The sequence below is a fragment of the Frigoribacterium sp. MEB024 genome (genome assembly GCF_000878135.1).
GTDB lineage: Bacteria > Actinomycetota > Actinomycetes > Actinomycetales > Microbacteriaceae > Frigoribacterium.
In genome coordinates, this window is record NZ_JXQZ01000129.1 from 1 (window position 1) to 1,565 (window position 1,565).

The 1,565-nt window shown below is 74.4% G+C and carries 1 protein-coding gene; it reads left to right on the forward strand.

The window, feature by feature from the left end; all coding sequences use genetic code 11:
* Positions 1-1,259, forward strand: a 1,259-nt coding sequence (locus SZ60_RS17755; protein WP_156155643.1) for a M23 family metallopeptidase, incomplete at its 5' end; no start/stop codon positions are given.
* Positions 1,260-1,565: the final 306 nt, after the last annotated feature.

The following is a 1,565-nucleotide window of genomic DNA, read 5'->3' on the forward strand; positions in this document are numbered from 1 at the left end:
GAGCCGACCCGCCGCTGACGCGTCGCGAGGCCCGCGCGCTCGAGCGCGCCGCCGCCGCCGGTGCTGCTCCTGCCGCAGCCCCCGCCGCTGCTGCTCCCTTCCCTTCGCCCGCCGCGCCTCCTTCCGAGCCCGCGGTGGCCGACCCCTCGATGACTGACCCCGCGATGAACCCGGTTTCGAGCGATGCACCCACGAGCAACCGCGTTCCTGGTTCGGAACTGGGTGCAACGACGCCCGAGGGTGTGGCTGCTGAGCCCGCGACGGCCGACCCCGCGATGAACCCGGTTTCGAACGATGCACCCACGAGCAACCGGGTTCCTGGTTCGGAAGTGGGTGCAACGCTGCCCGAGGGCGCGACGGCTGAGCCCGCGACGGCCGAGCCCGCGACGCGCGTCGCGCGGCGCCCGCGGCCTTCGGTGCCGGCCCTGCTGCGTCGGACCCGAGACGCCGGCGGCCCGAGCCCCCGGGCGACCTCCGGTCGTTCCCGGCTGCGCGCGGTCTCGTCCCGCGTCCGTGCGGCGACCTTGCCCGTGCTCGGCGTCTGTGCCGTCATGCTCTTCTTCACCTCGAACCTCACTCCGGCCTCGGCCAGCGACCTGGGCGGGTCCAACATCCCGACCGCCGGTGCCGCACCGATGCCGACGCAGACCCTCGCGGCGTCGCTCGTCGTGCTGACCGTCTCCGACCGTGACGCCTTCGGGGTGACCGACGCACCGCCGCCGCCTCCGCCGCCCGAGCCCGAACCCGTCGTCACGTCGAAGAACGTGGCGGGGTCGGCGAGCTCGAACCGCGCCTCCTCGGGGGCCGGCACCATCGTCAACTCGGGTACCGGCGACATCCGTTGGCCGTTCCCGGGTTCGGTCGTCCTGAGCTCGGGCTTCGGCCCGCGCTCGGCACCGTGCGCGGCGTGCTCGAGCATGCACATGGGCCTCGACATTACGCCCGGCGGCGGCACCCCGATCGGTGCTGCTGCGGCGGGCGTCGTGCGGACCTCGGGCATGCACGGCCAGTTCGGCCAGTACGCCGTGATCGACCACGTGATCGACGGCCAGCGGGTCAGCACCCTGTACGCGCACATGCAGGTCGGGTCGAGCCCGCTCGTCGCCGGTCAGACGGTCCAGGTCGGCGAGCTGGTCGGCAAGGTCGGCCGCAGCGGAGTCGCGACCGGCGAGCACCTCCACTTCGAGGTGTTGCTGGGCGGCACGACGCAGGTCGACCCCAAGGCCTGGCTCGACGCGAACGCCGGCCGCACCCTCTAGCTGGCGCACCCTCTAGCCGGCCGCACCTTCTAGCTGGGCGCACCTTCCAGCCGGTCGCACCCTCCAGCCGGGCGGGCCGGACCGCATGGCAGTCCGCCGCTGTGCCGCTCGTCCGTCCCGTCACCGCTCGTCCACCCCGTCGCCGCGTGGTGCCGTCGCTGATGCTCGTCGTGCCGACGGCGAGGTCGACGGGCCAGTTCGTCGACATCGGTCCGTCGTGACGGCCCGGCCGCCACGAACTCGCCCGCCTCGCGTGCGGCTGCGCCCGCCTCCCGCCGCCAGCCGGCCGGCATCCGCCCGCCGCCC